The organism is Acidimicrobiales bacterium (assembly GCA_022452145.1).
Classification (GTDB): Bacteria; Actinomycetota; Acidimicrobiia; order Acidimicrobiales; family MedAcidi-G1; genus UBA9410.
In genome coordinates this window covers 75,877-92,732 of sequence record JAKURY010000005.1, presented here as the reverse complement: position 1 = coordinate 92,732, position 16,856 = coordinate 75,877, and the positions used below count along the sequence as shown (strand labels likewise).

Genomic DNA, 16,856 nt, shown 5'->3' with positions numbered 1-16,856 from the left:
ATGCGTCACGGGCAGCCCCTTCTCCGAAACCCGATGGTAGTTGCGGGCCTCAGCCCGCTGCATCCAGCCCCCGACCGAAGTCGGCAACCAGGTCGTCGGCGTTCTCGAGGCCGCACGACACCCGGACCGTCCCTTCGCCGATTCCGGAGGCCTCCAGCTCGTCGGGGGTGAGGCCCACATGGGTGGTGGTGGCCGAATGGCAGAGCAGCGTCTCCGGCCCTCCCAGGGAGGTGGCCTGGCGGGCGATCGACGTCGCCTCCACGAACCGTCGCCCGGCATCGATCCCACCGGCCAGGTCGAAGGTCAGGAGGCCTCCCATGGTCCGCATCTGCCTACCCGCCAACTCGTGCTGGGGATGGGACGGCAACCCCGGGTACCGCACGTCGGACACGCCGTCGTGGGCCTCCAGGTACTCGGCGAGTAGCCGGGCCGACTCGGCCTGGTGGCGCAGGCGCACGTCCAGGGTGCGCACCCCACGGTGCGCGTTGTAGGCGTCGTACGGCGAGGCGTTGGCACCGTGCAGCACGGCGAAGCCCCAGAGCCAGGCCATGAGGTCGTCGGAGCCGGCCACCACGCCGATCGTGGCGTCGTTGTGGCCTGCGATCCCCTTCGTCGCCGAGTGGAGCACCAGGTCCACGCCGTGGGCCAGCGGGGTCTGGCCCAGCGGGGTGGCGAAGGTGGAGTCGACCACGGTCAGGGCATTGGCGATGGCGCCCAGGGCGTCCAGGTCCACGATGTCGAGGCGCGGGTTGGCCGGCGTCTCGGCCAGCACCAGCATCGTCTTTCCCGGCACCACCGCCTCGGCGAATGCACCGGGCTGGGTGCCGTCCACGAAGGTCACGTCGATCCCGAACCGCGGACAGGCCGTCTGCAGGAACAACTGCGTCCCGGCGTACAGCTGGCGTTGGGCCACGATGTGGTCCCCGGTCGAGCAGATGCCGAGCACCACGGCGCTGACAGCCCCCATGCCCGAGGCGAAGGCCCGGGCCGCCTCGGCGCCCTCCAACTCGGCGATGGTGGCCTCGAAGGCGTTGATCGTGGGGTTGCCGTACCGGCTGTAGAAGCGGTCGGGTGCGATCGCCGTCGCCTGGCGCCTCCCCTCCTCCACGGTGTCGAACCCGAAGGTCGACGTCGGATAGAGCACCGGCGCCAACGACCGCTCGTCGACGGTCCGGCCGGCCAGGACGGCCGCCGTCTCCGGGCGGACCTCGGGCCCGCCCTCGTCCTCCGCACGGTCCCGTGGCTCGACCATCAGACACCTACCTCTCTCAGGAAGCCGGCCAGGTGCGATCCGACCTGCCGGGCAGCCAGCAGGAAGCCATCGTGCCCGTCCGGGCTCTGGATCACATGGTGGTCGCAGCGGCCGCCGGCCGCACGGATGGCATCCCGTATCGCCGCCTGCTGGGCCGTCGGATAGAGCACGTCGGAGCTGATGCTCAGGGTCAGCGCAGGCAGGTGGGCCAGGCGACGGATCGCGGACTCCATGGATCCGCGGTCGCGGGCCAGGTCGTGCAGGTCCATGGTCCGGTTCAGGATCAGGTAGGTGTTGGCGTCGAACCGGCGGACCAGCTTCTCGCCGTGGTAGTCGAGGTAGGACTCCACCTGGAACCGGTCCCAGTGCCCGAACACCGACCGCGGGTCCACCAGGTCACGCGCGAAGCGCCCGTCGAACACCTCGGCGCTGCGGTAGGTGATCTGGGCCACCGACCGGGCAATCGCCAGGCCGGCGAACGGGCCGTCGCCCGGCTTGGCGTCGTAGTAGTCACCGCCCCGGAAGCGCGGGTCGAGTACCAGGGCCGTCCGGCCCACCGCGCTCCACGCCACCTGCTGGGCAGTGGCCGCCAGCGTCGTGGTGATCGGGGCGATGACACGCACCCGGTCCGGGAACATCACTCCCCACTCCAGGACCTGCATTCCGCCCATCGAGCCGCCGACGACGGCCAGCCAGGAGTCGACGCCTAGGTGGTCGGCCACCGCAGCCTGACAGCGGACGATGTCGCGCGTTGTGACCGTCGGAAACGTCGAGCCGTAGGGGGCACCGGTCTCCGGATCCACCGACGAGGGGCCGGTGGAACCCTGGCAGCCCCCCAGCGAGTTCACGCACACCACGAAGTACCGGTCGGTGTCTATGCCACACCCCGGACCGATGACGCCGTTCCACCAACCGGGGGTCGCATGGGCGTCGCCGGCTTCGCCGTGGGCGTGGCTGTCGCCGGTGAGGGCATGGCAGATGAGGATTGCGTTGTCGGCCGCCGGGGAGAGCTCACCCCAGGTCTCGAAGGCCATCGACACGTCGGAGAGCACGCCACCGCCCTCCAGCACGAAGGGGCGGCCGCCACCGACCGGGGCGAAGCGCCGGTCGCCTACCGGGTCGCCAGGGCGCCAGGCCCCGGTTACCGGCAGGTCGGCCGCATAGGCGCGCGGATGAACGGGCTGATCGACGGGATGCCCGTCGTCGCTCGTCTGTTCGTGCGTCATGCAGCCGGTCTCCTGATTGGGTGGCACCAGCGCTCTGCGCCGACAGCGTGGCCAGGAGGCCAGCCGGCGGACACTTCGTTGCCCTCTCGGGCCACATCCCCACCGTCTCCGGCGGGTGAGCACCTTGGGTGTCCGTCCCAGGTTGCCGGACCCGGCGAACCGGGCCTCTCGTGATGTTGTCCAGACATTGTAGGCCGACCGGCCACCTGTCACACGGGCCTGATCGGTGTCCGGTGGCTGGTCAGACCCTCGACCGGGCGGGGTGGCGGGCCCACCACCATTCCAGGAGGTCCCCGTCCGGGGTTCCGTAGGCACGACCCATGGTCTTCCCGAACTCGAGCCAGGCCTCCTGCGTGGCGGTCCGGCCGGCCTCGTGGAGTGCCATGGCGAGGCCTGCGCCCTCGTCCCATGCCGTCCGGTCGGTGGGAACCGGCAGGTCAGCCACCTGGCGTGCCGACAGCTTTATGCGTCCGGCGGACCGCGCCGCGCCGACGGACAGTCGGGCGGCCATGGCGGACACCGCCGGGGCACTGAGTGCCGCAGCCAGGTGCCACAGTTCTTCGGGCTCCGGCTCGACGACGACCAGCGGGGTCAGCGGGACCATGTCCCCGGCCGGGTCCGCGACCACCTCGACGACGGTCGTCTGGGTGGCGACCAGGAGCTTCGGCCGGTGGCGGGCCTCCAGCCAGGCACCCACGACCGGATCGACCACCGACACCGCTGCCAGGTCGACCACCGGAAGCGCCCATCGGCGTCCGTCGAACCGGCACGTGGTGGTCGACCACCGGGAGTGCAGCGGATCGACCGACGATGTGGTGACCAGCGGTGGCCGACGGTCCCCGGGTCCCGACCGTTCGTGCACCGCTCCTACCAGGGCGTAGTAGTGCTGCCGGAAGCCGGCGGTGACGCCCGCCCGGTCGCCGATCCGCCCAGCGGATGCCTGCTGGCCATCCATCGACCCCACCTCGGGAATGCCCAGCAGGCCACCCACAAGGGAGCCCCACGGCCCTCCGGGTGCCGGTGGAGGCACCTCTCCGACAAGCTCGGCCGACCGGTCGACGAGGAGGCGTACCTGTCCGTGTGGCAACGTGCCGTCGACCCTGCGTTCGACGACCGGGGCACAGACCTCTGCATGGCCGGCGAAGACTCCGGAGCGGTCCAGCCACAGGCCCACGAGTCGACCCGACGTCACCATCAGGTCACGGACGGGACCGGCATCCCGGGCCGACAGCAGCGACTGGGGCTGGATGAGGACCATCCGACCGCCCGGGGCCAGGACGTCCATGCCCAGGGCCAGGAACAGCCAGGCCGCGTCCGTGTAGGCCGCCACGAGGCCACCGAAGCGCTCCCTCAGCAGCAGCCGTTCGCCGCCCGTCCTCGAGGTGGATGCCCGCAGCTGGCCCAGGAACGGTGGGTTTCCGACCACGGCGTCGAACCCGTCGACCGGGCGGTCCGGCCACGCCGAGGCGCCGTCACGCAGCGGATCTGCGACCACCACACCGGCCACCTCGTCGGAATCGATGTCGGCCCAGGCACCGAGGATCCGGCGGGTGGCCGCCACCGAGGCCGGATCCACGTCGGCACCGAACAGGTGTCCCCTCACGATGGACCGACGGTCCGAAGTGCCTACGGCCAGCAGGCGACGGGCCGCGGCCAGCAGGAACGCCCCGCCGCCACAGGCCGGATCCAGAACCGTTCCCCTCTCCACCACCTGGTCGGCGAGGGCAGCGGCGACGTCCGGCGGTGTGAAGAAGACACCGCGTCGTCGACGGTCCCCTGCTTCCTGGAGCCGGCAGGCCGCCTCGGCGGCAAGCCGGTCAGCAGCCAGGTCCAGGTGCCGGTCGGTCACTCCGGGCCGGTCCCGGTCACCTGCGTGGGATCAGGCGGCCTCGTCGGCCGGGTCCCACGCCATCAGGTCGTCCAGGCGCACGTCGTTGGAGTAGACCTCCACGATCGGCTGCTTCATCCCGAGGCGGCGCAGCAGCTTGCGGACCTCCAACTCCTCGTTCCACAACACCAGGCTGACGACCACGCCGGACTTCCCCACCCGGGCTGTCCGGCCCGAGCGGTGTACGTACGTCTTGGCGTCGGACGGCGGGTCGTAGTGGATGACCACGTCCACGTCGTCCACGTGGATGCCCCGGGCGGCCACGTCTGTGGCCACCAGGCACTTGATCCTGCCCATCTTGAAGTCGGCCAGGGCCTTTTCGCGCTGGACCTGGCGGAGGTCGCCGTGGATGGCCGCCGCACTCACGTCCTCGCCGACCAGCTTCCCGGTCAGCTTGTCGGCGCCCCACTTGGTGCGGGAGAAGATGATGGTCCTGTTGGACGCCTCGATGATCCGGGCGGCGACCCGTACCCGGTCCATCTCGTGGACGGCCAGGAAGCGGTGCTCCATCTCGGCCACCGTCAACTCGCGTGATGCCACCTCGTACGTCACCGGGTCGGTCTGGTAGCGGCTGATCAGGGCGCCGACCATGCCATCGAGCGTGGCGGAGAACAGCAGCGTCTGGTGGTCCTTCTCGGCTCGCCTGAGGATCCACTCGACCTGGGGCATGAAGCCCATGTCGGCCATCCTGTCGGCCTCGTCGATCACGACACCCTCCAGGTCGGCGACCGAGAGCTCCTCCTGCTGGATGAGGTCGATCATCCGTCCCGGGGTGGCCACCACGAAGTCGACGCCCCTCTTCAGGGCGGCTATCTGCTTCTCGATGGGCGCACCGCCGTAGATGGCCTCGAACGTGAGGCCCCGGACGGCCGCCAGGGGCTCGAGTTCCCTGCAGACCTGGACGGCCAGTTCACGGGTGGGCACCAGGGCCAGGCCGGTGGGTCGACCGGGCTTCGCCTTGGGGATCCGCTGGATCATGGGGATTCCGAAGGCCAGGGTCTTGCCCGACCCGGTCTTGGCCCTGCCGCAAACGTCCCGCCCGGCGATGCCGTCGGGAATGGCGAGTGACTGGATCTGGAACGGGGTGGTGATCCCCCGTTCAGCGAGGACATCGACCAGGTCCTGGTCGATGCCCAGATCGGCGAACTGGGTCGTCGTCATGGGATTTCCTGTTTTCCCGGCGGCCGGGCCACCGAATCGTCACCCGCACCTCGGCGGGTACCGTCACCGCTCATCCCGGGTGACGAATCCGACCCGGGGTCGGCATACAGGCGGCCGACCGGACCCGGGTGGGTGTCCCCATCCTACCGTCGCGCCGCCTGTCCCGAGCGTGACGGGCGGTCAGGCGTCAGCCGGGCCGTACCCGGCCGTCGCCGGTCGCCACGCCCTCGGCGGCGAGGCGGTCGGCCTGCTCGACCTCGTGTCCCGGGACCAGCCGGCCGGTCGAGGTGACCACCCTCCACCAGGGGAAGCCGTCGTGGACGCCCAGGAACCTACCCACGGCCCGATGGGCCCCGGGGTGGCCGGCCTCGGCGGCGACCTCGCCGTACGTCACCACCTCGCCGGGTCGCAGGGCGTCGAGCACCGCTGCGACCGACGCCTCGAACGGCGTGAAGCGGTCACCGGCTCCCGCCGACGCAGCGGACACGGAGCCTCAGTGGCCGCCGAGCGACGTGAGCTGCACGATCTCGATCTTGTGCGCGAATCCCGGCACGTCGTGCTCCCCCAGCCGGATCTCCTCGGCGTTCACCATCTGGCGGGCGACGGTGCCGGCCTGGGCCAGGATCTGGTGGGGCTCGGCCCGGTCGCAGAGGCGCGACGCCAGGATCACCGCGGACCCGACGTGGTCGTCACCGTCGATCAGGAGCACCGGGCCCCGGGCGATGCCGGCCCGCATGGGCAACGGCGACCTGCTCTCATCGACCAGGAACTCGATGTCGATGACCGCCTCCACCAGGTCCTCCTGTTCGACCCCGACCATCATCACGCCGTCGCCAAGCCACTTGGCCAGGCGCACCCCCCGCTCGGAGGCCACCTGGCGAACCGCCGTCCTGAACTTGGAGATCACGTCGTAGGCCGCCGTGTCGCCCTCCTTGTCCGTGTACGCGGTGAACCCGCACAGGTCCAGGAAGGCGAAGGTGCGCTCCACGCGCTTCAGTGCCTTCCTCGGGAGTTCTGCGCCGCTCATCGGGTCATCCCGTCGCCACCGGCGGTCGCTCCGGTCAGGATGCGCCCGGTCCACGCGACCGCTCCTCCGACCAGGATCGCCACGAGGGCCATCCAGGTGTTCACCCGGACACCGGCGATGAGCGAGGCGGCATCGACCCGCAGTGCCTCCACCCAGAGACGTCCCAGCCCGTAGCCGAACACCCACAGCGCCACGATGTAGCCGGGGCGGAGGATTCCGCGCCGCTCGACGCGCACCAGGACCACCGCCAGGGCCACGTTCCAGAGCCCCTCGTAGAGGAATGTCGGATGGAACGTGGTGGCGTCCAGGTGGGCTGCCGGACGGTGGACGGCGTCGATCTCCAATGCCCACGGCAGGTCCGTGGGCCGACCGAAGACCTCCTGGTTGAACCAGTTGCCCCACCGCCCGATCGCCTGGGCCACCGGGAGGGTCGGGATCACGACGTCCATGGCGGCAGCCATCGTGAGGCCGCGACGACGGGCCACGAGCACTCCCACCAGCACGCCGGCCATGAGCCCTCCCGGTATGCCCAAGCCCCCCTGCCAGACCGCCGGCACGTCCTCCCAGCGCCCCCGGAAGGATCGCCAGTCGGTGGCCACGTGGTAGAGCCGGGAGCCGATGAGGCCGGCCGGTACGGCCCACATGGAGAGGGCCGCGATGTCCTCGGGATCGCCGCCCCGGGCCGCCATGCGACGCTGACTCCACATCACCGCGGCCAGCACCCCCAGGGCGATCATCAGGCCGTATGCCCGGAGGTCGAGGGGTCCGACGGAGATCGAGTTCCCGGACGGACTCGGGATGGCGCCGAGGAGCCCGGTCGGGATCATTCGCCCTCCCGACGGTCCGGCTCAGGCTGAGAAGGCATCGTCCGGCACGGCGTAGAGGTCGCCTGCACCGGCGGTCACCGCCCCGAGCTGGGCCGTGGCCACCGGCAGGAGCTGTTCGGCGTAGAACCGGGCGGCCACGATCTTGGACCCCAGGTGGTCGGCATCGCCGTCGGCAGCCTGGATACGTCGATGGGCTCCGAGCGCCAGCCTGGCCATCAACCAGCCACCCAACAGTTGGCCCAACATCCGCAGGTACGGCGTCGCTCCGGCCATGGCGTCGTTGGGGTTGGCCGGGCCGTTCTGCATCAGCCACATGGTGGCCTCCTCGGTGGCCGCCAGGGCGTCTGCCAGACCGGACCGCATCGAGGCGAACCCGTCGCCCGCCGCGGCCAGGTCGCCAACCGTGCCCGCGATCTCGGCCAGCAGGTCACCCATGACGCCGCCTTCGCGCATCGGGAGCTTGCGTCCTACCAGGTCCATGGCCTGGATGCCGTTGGTGCCCTCGTAGATCGGCGAGATCCTGGAGTCCCTGAGGTGCTGGGCGGCACCGGTCTCCTCGATGTAGCCGTAGCCGCCGTGGACCTGTATGCCCACCGAGGCCATCTCCACGCCGAGGTCGGTGCACCAGGCCTTGGAGATCGGCGTCAGCAGCTCTGCCCTCTCCGCCGCCCGCTGCCGGGTCTCCGCATCCGCGTGGTGGCCCGCCACGTCGAGGCAGGCAGCGTTGAGGTAGAGCAGGCAGCGCATGGCATCGGTATAGGCCCGCATGGTGAGCAGCATTCGCCGGACGTCGGCGTGCTCGATGATCGCCGCCTGCTCTCCGGCCGGGCCACCGATGGCCCGGCCCTGCCGGCGCTCGGCCGCATAGTCGGAGGCCTGCTGGAGGGCCCGTTCGGTGACGGCCAACCCCTCGATCCCCACGCCGAGGCGAGCGTTGTTCATCATCCTGAACATGCACCGCATGCCCTGGTGCTCGCCGCCCAGGAGGTAGCCCACGGCCCCGTCGCCGGCATCGCCGAACGAGAGGACACACGTGGGGCTGGCGTGCAGACCGAGCTTGTGCTCCACCGAGACGCACCTGTAGTCGTTGCGTTCGCCGAGGCTGCCGTCGTCGGCGACGAGGAACTTGGGCACGATGAACAGCGAGATCCCCTTCGTGCCGGGCGGGCTGCCCGGGGTACGGGCCAGAACCAGTTGGATGATGTTCTCGGTCAGTTCGTGTTCGCCGAACGTGATGAAGATCTTCGTTCCGAAGATCCGGAAGGTGCCGTCGTCCTGAGGCACGGCCCGGGTGGTGAGCGCTCCCACGTCGGAACCTGCCTGCGGCTCGGTGAGGTTCATGGTCCCCGACCACTCGCTGGTGACCATCTTCGGCAGGAAGGTCTCCTTCTGGCCCTCGTCGGCGAAGGCGTGGATTGCCTCGACGGCACCGACGGTGAGCATCGGCCCCATCGACCAGGCGCGCGACGCCGTGGCCAGCAACTCGGTCACCACCGTCTGGACCGTGCCGGGGAAACCGCCGCCGCCGTAGTCCGGATCCTGGCCGATCGCACCCCACCCGGACTCCACGAACTTCTCCCATGCGGCCCCGAACTCGTCGGGAACGGTCACCACGCCGTCGGCAACCGAACAGCCCTGCTCATCGCCGATCCGGTTCACGGGAGCGATCACCTCGGCCACGAACCGGCCCAACTCGTCGAGAACGCCGTCGATGGTCTCGACGTCGACGTGCTCGAAGGGCGGCAGGTCGCAGATGGCCGAGATGTCGCTGATCTCGTCGAGGACGAGGCGGATGTCGTCCAGGGGAGGTCGGTAGTCGCCCATGTGCGCACGATACCGCCCGGTCGTCGGCCGGACGGGAGCGGGGCCGACGGAACCGAGCGGGTTAGGTTCGTCCCCGTGACCACCTCCGACACCCAGATCACGAACCTGATCCACCGCTACGCGGAGCTCATGGACGCCGGGCGGCTGGAGGAGTGCTCCGACCTGTTCGCCAACGCACGCGTCGTGCTGGACTCCGACGCCGATCCTCCCGTGGTGGTGGGCCGGGACGGCCTGCTGGAGGTCTGGCGGTCGCTGGTAGCCATCCACGACGACGGCACCCCGCGGACCCGCCACCTTGTGGGCACGCCGATCCTGGAGGTGGACGAGGAGGCCGGTACGGCTACCTGTCGCAGCACCTACACGGTCTTCCAGCAGGTAGGCGCCGGGCCACTTCAGCCGGTCATCAGCGGCACGTACCACGATCGGTTCGAGCGGGCGCATGGCGTCTGGAGGTTCACCGAGCGGACCTACGCCGTGGACCTCGTGGGAGACCTGTCAGACCACCTGCTGCGCCGACTCGACTTCTGAACCGGGCCCCGGATCGCCGGGTGCCGTTGCGGGACCGGCATCGCCGGCGAACCAGTGGCGCCGGCAACGCAGTTCATAGGTGACCCGACGGTCGGCAGGGTCGTCGACGACGAAGAGCTTGCCGTCGTAGACCTGCACCCCGTCGACGAGCCGGGCGTTGTGGGTGGCTCGTCCTCCACACCAGCACCGGGCCTCGACCTGCACCTCGACCCGCTCGTCGGCCAACTCCAGGAGCCGCTTCGTCCCTTCGAACAGCTCTCCCTGGAAGGACGTCAACAGGCCGAAGGCGAAGACGTCGGCACCCAGCCCATCCACGATCCTGGCAAGTTGGTCGATCTGTTCCGGGCGATAGAACTGCGCCTCGTCACAGACCAGGTAGTCAATGCTCCCCCGTCGGGAGGCCACGGCCAGGGCGAGCTCGAACAGGTCCAGCCGCGGGCCGACCTCTATGGCGTCCGCCGACACCCCGAGGGCGCTCGAGACCCTGCCGCCGGACCGGTCCAGCTGGCTGCAGAGGATTCCCTGAAGGCCGCGTTCCCGCAGGTTGTGGTGGATCTGTAACGCGAGGGTGCTCTTGCCCGACCCCATGGTCCCGAAGGAGAAGCGCAGGACGGCCATCAGCGGCGCCCTCCGACACAGACCCGGACACCGGCCACGTGGCTCACGAGCAGCCGCTCGTAGCACCGCAGTCGGTGCAGACGTAGCAGGACCCGGCGCGCTGCATGGCCACGCCGCACTGCATGCACAGGGGGGCATCGGCTCCGGACGGGGCGAGTGCCAGCTGGGCGGCAAACTGGGCCACCGACGGCAGGGTCGGTGGATCCGCCGGAAGGTCGGAACCCTGGCGGGTCTCGGTCACCGACTCCTCGACGCCGGGCAGGGTGGGCTGGGTCCGCTCGCTGGTAGTCAGGATGTTCAGTTCGGCGCGCTCCTCGACGCTCAGGTACTCGACGGCTAGGCGACGGAACAGGTAGTCGATGAGGCTCGTGGCGATCCGGAGGTCCGGATCATCGGTCATGCCGGCCGGCTCGAACCGCATGCCTGTGAACGCATCCACGAACGCCCGGAGCGGCACGCCGTACTGGAGGCCGTGGCTGAGCGAGATGGCGAAGGCGTCCATGATCCCGGCCAGGGTCGAACCCTGCTTCGAGACCCGGACGAAGATCTCGCCCGGATGGCCGTCGTCGTACTCGCCGATCGTGACAAAGCCCTTGCAGTCGGCCACCCGGAACTCAAGGGTGAGGGAGCGTCGGCTCCGTGGCAGCTTGCGACGGACCGGCTCGGCCAGGGCTGCTGCGACGTCCGCAACGGCCGCCGCCGGCTCCGCCCCGGACCCGTTGCCGGCGGACAGGGGCTGGGCGACCTTGCAGTTGTCGCGGTAGATGGCCACCGCCTTGAGGCCCAGGCGCCACGACTCCAGGTAGAGCTCCTCGACGTCGTCCACGCTGGCCGTCTCGGGCATGTTGCAGGTCTTGGAGATGGCACCTGAGAGGAACGGCTGGATTGCGCCCATCATGCGGATGTGGCCCGTGTGGTGGATCGGGTTGTCGCCCATCGACGTGGCGAACACCGCCATGTGTCCCGCCCGGAGGTCGGGGCATCCGACCACCGTCTGGTGCTCGTCGACCCAGGCCAGGATGGCGCCGACAGCCTCGTCGTCGTAGCCGAGGCGGCGCAACGCCCTGGGAACCGTGCGGTTGACGATCGACATGGTGCCGCCGCCGACCAGGCGCTTGTGCTTCACCAGGCTGAGGTCGGGCTCAATCCCGGTGGTGTCACAGTCCATGAGGAGGCCAATGGTGCCGGTGGGCGCCAGCACGGTGGCCTGGCTGTTGCGGACGCCCACACGCTGGGCAAGCGCGCAGGCCTCGAACCAGGCGGTGCGGCCTGCCGCCACGACGGCCGGCGCCACCTCGGCATCCAGAAGCTCGACCGCCTCGCGGTGCATGTTCAGCACGCCCAGCATCGGCTCCCGATTGTGCTCGAAGCCCTCGAACGCCCCCATCCGGTCGGCCAGTCGGGCCGAGGTCCGGTAGGCGTGGCCCGTCATCAACGACGTGAGGGCGGCTGCCACCGCCCGCCCGTCGTCGCTGTCGTAGGGCAGGCCAAGGGCCATGAGGAGTGCCCCGAGGTTGGCGTAGCCCAGCCCGAGTTGGCGGAAGGCCCGGGTGGTCTGGCCGATGGCCTCGGTCGGATAGTCGGCGTTGCCGACGAGGATCTCCTGGGCCGTGAAGACCACCTCGATCGCATGGCGGAAGCCGTCGATGTCAAATCCGCCGATGGCATCGGTGTCGTCGTCTGAGGCACCCAGGAACTTCAACAGGTTGAGGCTCGCCAGATTGCACGCGCTGTCATCCAGGTGGACGTACTCCGCGCATGGATTGCTGGCCGTGATCCGACCGGTGTTGGACGCCGTGTGCCACCGGTTGATGGTGGTGTCGAACTGGAGGCCGGGGTCTGCGCACTCCCAGGCCGCCTGGGACATCTGCCGGAACAGGTCTCGGGCCCGGACCGTCTCGACCACCGAGCCGTCGGTGACCGCCGTGAGGTCCCAGTCGGCGTCGGCCTCGACGGCCCGCATGAACTCGTCGGTCACCCGGACCGAGTTGTTGGCGTTCTGGTACATGATCGAATGGCTGTCGGCGCCGTCGAAGCCGACGTCGAACCCGGCCTCGGCGAGGACCCGGACCTTGCGCTCCTCGCGGGCCTTGCACCAGATGAACTCCTGGACGTCCGGGTGGTCGACGTCCAGGATGACCATCTTGGCGGCCCGTCGGGTCTTGCCGCCGCTCTTGATGGTGCCGGCCGAGGCGTCGGCGCCCCTCATGAAGCTGACCGGACCGCTGGCCTGGCCCCCGCCCCGCAGGGCCTCCCTGGAGGACCGGATGGCACTCAGGTTGACCCCGGCACCGGAACCGCCCTTGAAGATCGTGCCCTCCTCCACGTACCAGTTCAGGATCGAGGACATCTGGTCCTCGACCGACAGGATGAAGCAGGCGGAGGCCTGCTGTGGGACTCCGGGTACGCCGATGTTGAACCACACCGGCGAGTTCAAAGCGGCCCGCTGAGTCACGATCAGGTACCGGAGTTCGGCGGCGAAGGCCTCGGCCTCGTCACCGTCGGCAAAGTAGCCGTCCCTCCGGCCCCAGTCGGCGATCGTGCCGACGACGCGGTCGGCCACCTGGCGAAGCGACGACTCCCTGTCGGGACCATCCAGCGGGCCCCGGAAGTACTTCTGGGCGAGGATGTTGGTGGCGTTCAGAGACCAGTCGGCCGGCACCTCCACGTCGTCCTGCTGGAAGGCGACCGACCCGTCACGGTGGTCGACCAGGCGGGATGTGCGTACCTCCCAGTCGATCTCGTCGTAGGGATCGATTCCCGGCGTGGTGAAGTGGCGGCGGATACCCAGGACCCCCCGCTCGGGCGCTATCGACATTTCCTGCTCCGTCCTCCTGCACCCGAGTCCGACCGGTCGGCCCACCGGCCACGATGGTACGGACCACCTGTGACAGTCCCGGGGCGCCCCGGCTGTCGTGGCCGAGGGCGGAGGGCCCAGGTCCAGGAGCCCGTCACGCGAACACCCTTACCGGCAATCGGTGCGGTCCTCCCAGCGTCTCCCCGACGGATCGGTTTGACGGTTTCTGCCGGGCCGACCACCACCGGCCACGAAGTCGAAACCTAGGGACGGCGGGCTGTGGACCGATAGTGGTATTCACTGTGGATTTCCCGGTGGACTACTACGAGGTTGTCCACAGCCGGCGCGGGGTACCGTCACGTCGTGCACCGCCTCCATCCGGGAACCGGGCCCGAGGTCGACCCGGTCGACGTCCACCTGGACCTTGAGCGCCCTCCACCGCCCGGTCGACCGTGGGTGATGATCAACATGGTGGCGTCCGTCGACGGCGCCACCGTCGTAGACGGTCGGTCCGGCCGGTTGGGCGGCCCGGGGGACCGTCAGGTCTTCCGGGCACTGCGCGGCGTGGCGGACATGATCCTGGTCGGAGCGGGAACCGTGAGGGCCGAGGACTACCAACCACCGCGAACTCCCGACGACCGTATGGCGGTGGTGCGTGCCACCGCCGGGCGATCTGCCCGTCCGAGGCTGGTCGTGGTGTCGGAGCGACTCGACCTCGACCCGATGGCCCCGCTGTTCGCCGGGCGCCTTCCAGCGGATCAGCCGCCCCTTGTTGCGACCGTCAGGTCGGCACCCGCCGACCGGCGGGCGGCACTCGAGCCTGTGGCCGACCTGATCGCCCTGGGCGAGACACGGGTAGACCTCACCGGGCTGCTGGCCACCCTCGGGGACCTCGGTGCCCGAACCGTGCTGTGCGAGGGAGGACCGGACCTCAACCACCAGTTGCTGGCAGCCGGCCTGGTCGACGAGCTCTGCCTCACGATCTCGCCCATGTTGGTCGGCGGCGCCGGAGCCACGAGCCGGGGGCTCCTGGACGGTGCGCCGTTCGCCGTGCCCTCCGGCCTCCGGCTGGACCAGGTATCGACCCATCAGGGGTTCCTCTTCTGCAGGTACCTCATTGCCTGACCGGTACCTCATTGGCCGAATGGGACCATCCCGAGGAGAACCCGCCTGAGGGGAACCCGTCCGGGAAGGACCTGACCGGGGAGGATGGCGGGACCATCGTGGAATTGGTCGAGCGGTCGGCGACCCGGCCGATCAACCGTACGGGAGGACTATGCGCTGACCGGGATGGAGCAACGACCCGCCGGTGACCACCGAGAGGCGGTCGACCGTGTCCCGGATGTCCCGCCCGTGCGGGCTCACCCGCTCGGCGATGGACCAGAGCGTGTCGCCCGGCTGGACCACGTAGATGATCGGCTCGCCGGCCGCCTCGACCACGGTGGAGCCAGGCGTGCCGGTCACCCGCCCGATCAGCTCACCGCCCAGCAACGAGAGGCTCGAGATGAGCAGACCCAGGACCACCGCCGCGATGAGGCGACGGCGGCGGTAGACGGCCGGTCCCACCACGGCGGCACGAACCGCGGGTCCATTCCGCCGGGATCCGACGGCGTACGGCTCGGCCGAGAGAACGTCGGTGAACAGGCGTTGGACGACGCCATGGCCGACGGGACGTGGGACCGGACGTGAGCCGGCCTCGAGGGCCAGGTCGAGCGGAAGTTCGAGGGTCATCGCGTTCATGCACTACATCCTGACGACAGAGTGTGACACCGGCGATGCGTCTGGCCGACCGGGTCCTTGACACGGAACGCCTGTTCGGGGAACATGTATTCGGCGTACAGGTGTTCGATCACATCATCAGTGTATCGAACAGGTGTTCGCTGTCAAGCAGACCGGCAACCGGTCGGTCGACCAGCAGAGAGCGCACCCCATGACCGTGACCGGGCTCAGCCAGCGACAGCAGCAGATCCTCGAGTTCATCGACACCGAAACCCGGGAGCGCGGCTACCCGCCGTCCGTCCGCGAGATCGGTACGGCAGTCGGGCTCACGTCCCCGTCAACCGTCCACTCCCACCTGGCCACCCTCCAGGACCGCGGCTACCTGAGGCGGGACCCGACCAAGCCCCGGGCCCTCGAGGTCTGCCTCGACCCGATCAGCGGCGCCGCCGTCGAACGGAGCACGGTACGACACGTCCCCCTGGTCGGTGACGTGGCCGCCGGAACCGACGTCCTAGCCCACGAGAACATCCAGGGGTCACTCCCCCTACCCGCCGAGTTCACAGGCGACGGCGACCTGTTCATGCTCCGGGTCCGTGGCGAGTCCATGGTCGACGCCGGCATCCTGGACGGCGACCACGTGGTCGTGAGGGTCCAGCGGACCGCCGAGCCCGGCGACCTCGTGGTGGCCGGGATTCCCGGGGACGAGGGCACCGTGAAGTACTTCGGACGCGATGGCGACACCGTGGTGCTGTCGCCGGCGAACCCCGCCTATTCCGAACTCCGCCACCCGGCTGACGAGGTCACGATATTCGGCCTGGTCGTGACCGTCCTACGGCGGATCTGAACCCCCCGGTAGCGCGGCCACCGCCCCACGGCAGATCCGAACACCGGCAGAGAGGCCACAGTCCTACGACTGGTCAGGCGCCATTTTCGAGCAGGTCCCGCAACGCTTCGAAGCAGGACTCCAACGGCGCCCGCTCCAGGTGCTCGCCGGCGGTATGGGCAAGCGTCGGCTCCCCAGGACCCAGGTTGACGGCAGGCACCCCGTGCTCGGCGAAGAACGCAACGTCGGTCCAGCCCAGCTTGGCCCGTACCTCCAGGCCGTTCCGATCGGTGACGGCACGCAGGAGCGGATGGGAGTGTCCCGGTAGGGCGGCCGGCGAGTGGTCCACCAGCTCCACCACGTCGCCATCCTCCAGGAAGGGAGCGAGTACGTCGCGGACATGGGCGTCGGCCTCGGCTCCGGAGCGATCAGGGGCATAGCGGTGGTTGATCCGCACCATGGCCCGGTCGGGCACCACGTTGCCGGCCACCCCACCCTCGACGTGCACCGCCTGGAGCGCCTCCCGGTAGCGGCAACCTTCGACCACCGGCTCACGGTGCGCATAGGCGTCGAGGGCCGACAGCAGGGCCCCCAGCCGATGCACGGCGTTGCTGCCCATCCACGGGCGGGCGGTATGGGCCCTGGCACCAGCCAGCGTGACCTCGAACCGCATCGTGCCCTGGCAACCCGCCTCTATGGCGCCACCGGTCGGCTCTCCCAGGATGGCCACGTCACCCGCCAACAGGTCGGGTGCCTCGGCGAAGAGCTCCCGCAGGCCGTTGTCGGCGATCGCCACCTCCTCGCGAGCGTAGAAGACCCAGGTCACGTCCACCGCAGGCTCGGGTACGACGCGGGCCAGCTCCAGCATGACGGCCAGGCCGCCCTTCATGTCGGCCGTGCCCAGGCCCCAGAGGGTGTCCCCTTCGAGACGGGAACCGGAGGTGTCGCCGGGAACCGTGTCCGTGTGGCCCGCCAGGATCAGCCGGTACCCACGGCCCAGGTTGGTACGGGCCACCAGGTTGTCGCCGATCCGATCGACCGACAGCCCGTGGAGAGCACGCAGCTCGGCCTCCAGGTGCGCTACGAGGTCGGCTTCGGCGAAGCTGACCGACGGTATGTCGACCAGTTCGGCTGTCAGGCCCAGCAGGTCGGTCATTGGACGATCG

Annotated in this window: 15 protein-coding genes and 1 riboswitch; of the genes, 3 read left to right on the top strand and 12 right to left on the bottom strand. The window is 69.8% G+C overall.

The annotated features are described in order from the left end of the window. Nucleotides 1-49 precede the first annotated feature (49 nt). The 8 genes from MK177_03125 to MK177_03090 form a co-directional block, all read right to left on the bottom strand. A complete protein-coding gene (locus MK177_03125) occupies nt 50-1,252 on the bottom strand; it encodes a PLP-dependent aspartate aminotransferase family protein (GenBank protein ID MCH2426310.1) in 1,203 nt (400 codons plus the stop codon). After that, nucleotides 1,252-2,478 (bottom strand): homoserine O-acetyltransferase, encoded by a 1,227-nt coding sequence (locus MK177_03120; protein MCH2426309.1) that lies wholly within the window; start codon nt 2,476-2,478, stop codon nt 1,252-1,254. Before MK177_03120 ends, MK177_03125 begins: the two co-directional genes overlap by 1 nt. A gap of 64 nt (nt 2,479-2,542) precedes the next feature. After that, a riboswitch (SAM-I-IV-variant riboswitch) is annotated at nt 2,543-2,660 on the bottom strand. 59 nt (nt 2,661-2,719) lie between these two features. Continuing rightward, nucleotides 2,720-4,327 carry an SAM-dependent methyltransferase gene (locus MK177_03115; GenBank protein MCH2426308.1) on the bottom strand — a complete coding sequence of 536 codons (1,608 nt, stop codon included), beginning with the start codon at nt 4,325-4,327 and terminating at the stop codon, nt 2,720-2,722. Nucleotides 4,328-4,357: 30 nt separating this feature from the next. Beyond that, entirely contained in the window at nt 4,358-5,527 is a 1,170-nt protein-coding gene (locus MK177_03110) for a DEAD/DEAH box helicase (GenBank protein MCH2426307.1), read from the bottom strand. Nucleotides 5,528-5,714: 187 nt separating this feature from the next. Continuing rightward, nucleotides 5,715-6,014: an MGMT family protein gene (locus tag MK177_03105; GenBank protein MCH2426306.1), complete on the bottom strand. Its 300-nt coding sequence runs from the start codon at nt 6,012-6,014 to the stop codon at nt 5,715-5,717. 6 nt (nt 6,015-6,020) lie between these two features. Further along, on the bottom strand, nt 6,021-6,554 hold the full coding sequence (locus MK177_03100; protein MCH2426305.1) for an adenylate/guanylate cyclase domain-containing protein: 534 nt from the start codon (nt 6,552-6,554) through the stop codon (nt 6,021-6,023). Next, the gene (gene lgt / locus MK177_03095; protein ID MCH2426304.1) at nt 6,551-7,381 is read right to left on the bottom strand and encodes a prolipoprotein diacylglyceryl transferase; all 831 of its coding nucleotides are present in this window, start codon (nt 7,379-7,381) and stop codon (nt 6,551-6,553) included. Before lgt ends, MK177_03100 begins: the two co-directional genes overlap by 4 nt. Nucleotides 7,382-7,402: 21 nt before the next feature. Then, nucleotides 7,403-9,205, bottom strand: coding sequence for an acyl-CoA dehydrogenase (locus MK177_03090; GenBank protein MCH2426303.1), 1,803 nt, complete (start codon nt 9,203-9,205; stop codon nt 7,403-7,405). Between the two features lie 75 nt (nt 9,206-9,280). Between MK177_03090 and MK177_03085 the strand changes: the two genes are divergently transcribed. Next, a complete protein-coding gene (locus MK177_03085) occupies nt 9,281-9,733 on the top strand; it encodes a nuclear transport factor 2 family protein (GenBank protein ID MCH2426302.1) in 453 nt (150 codons plus the stop codon). Here MK177_03085 and MK177_03080 read toward each other — a convergent pair. Together MK177_03080 and MK177_03075 are read right to left on the bottom strand one after the other, a co-directional pair. Next, nucleotides 9,701-10,351 (bottom strand): thymidine kinase, encoded by a 651-nt coding sequence (locus tag MK177_03080; protein ID MCH2426301.1) that lies wholly within the window; start codon nt 10,349-10,351, stop codon nt 9,701-9,703. The genes MK177_03085 and MK177_03080 overlap by 33 nt on opposite strands. 43 nt (nt 10,352-10,394) lie before the next feature. Continuing rightward, nucleotides 10,395-13,169, bottom strand: a complete 2,775-nt coding sequence (locus MK177_03075) for a vitamin B12-dependent ribonucleotide reductase (GenBank protein ID MCH2426300.1) — start codon at nt 13,167-13,169, stop codon at nt 10,395-10,397. 342 nt (nt 13,170-13,511) lie between these two features. Here MK177_03075 and MK177_03070 point away from each other — a divergent pair, with 342 nt between their 5' ends. After that, nucleotides 13,512-14,273, top strand: coding sequence for a dihydrofolate reductase family protein (locus MK177_03070; protein ID MCH2426299.1), 762 nt, complete (start codon nt 13,512-13,514; stop codon nt 14,271-14,273). A gap of 132 nt (nt 14,274-14,405) precedes the next feature. Here the strand turns inward: MK177_03070 and MK177_03065 are convergent, their stop codons facing one another. Then, complete coding sequence (locus MK177_03065) at nt 14,406-14,888, bottom strand: LysM peptidoglycan-binding domain-containing protein (protein MCH2426298.1); 483 nt, start codon at nt 14,886-14,888, stop codon at nt 14,406-14,408. 190 nt (nt 14,889-15,078) lie between these two features. On the opposite strand from MK177_03065, the gene lexA reads away from it, so the two are divergent. Next, entirely contained in the window at nt 15,079-15,711 is a 633-nt protein-coding gene (gene lexA / locus MK177_03060) for a transcriptional repressor LexA (GenBank protein MCH2426297.1), read from the top strand. A 73-nt stretch (nt 15,712-15,784) separates the two neighbouring features. Here the strand turns inward: lexA and dapE are convergent, their stop codons facing one another. Continuing rightward, nucleotides 15,785-16,846 carry a succinyl-diaminopimelate desuccinylase gene (gene dapE, locus MK177_03055; protein MCH2426296.1) on the bottom strand — a complete coding sequence of 354 codons (1,062 nt, stop codon included), beginning with the start codon at nt 16,844-16,846 and terminating at the stop codon, nt 15,785-15,787. Between the last annotated feature and the right edge of the window lie 10 nt (nt 16,847-16,856).